The following is a 520-nucleotide window of genomic DNA, read 5'->3' on the forward strand; positions in this document are numbered from 1 at the left end:
TCGCAGCAAAACGCAATGGTTGGGTCACAGACGAAGAGTTTAACCGTACACGTCCGGTACTCAACCTGGAAAACAACATAGCCGAACGCTTGGCCTCACCAGAGCTGGGCTCTGACCTCAAACAGCTATCTCAAGCGAGCGGTGATAAAGACAACTTTGTGCCACCGGAACAACTCATGAAGTACATCCGGGACAAATTACAGGAGAACTAAGATGGTCACGCACAAGACATTAAAAAGGAGCCTGCTTGCCCTGAGTGTGGCGGCCAGTCTCGTCATGGCACCGACAGGGGCGATAGCCGCTAACGGCCTCCAATCACAGATGGACAAACTCTTCAATGAAATGAGCAACACAACACCACCTGGGGTTTATGAAAGCCAACGACGTGGCGTTTTAGCTGGTGGCCGGTTCACTGCAAAGACACGAATCTTCGACGAGAACCTGGTGAGCTTTGCCCCTCCATCATGGAAAGCTGGTTGCGGTGGTGTAGATCTGTTCGGCGGTTCGCTTTCCTTCATTA

At 51.7% G+C, this 520-nt stretch carries 1 protein-coding gene and 1 pseudogene; both read left to right on the forward strand.

Annotated features, from left to right (window positions below):
- Window positions 1–212, forward strand: a pseudogene (locus tag R7190_RS30655) (conjugal transfer protein TraF); the annotation flags it as partial.
- Window position 213: 1 nt separating this feature from the next.
- On the forward strand, window positions 214–520 hold a 307-nt coding region (locus tag R7190_RS30660), incomplete at its 3' end, for a conjugal transfer protein TraH (RefSeq protein ID WP_318138312.1).

It is taken from the genome of Vibrio sp. 1078-1, assembly GCF_033340475.1.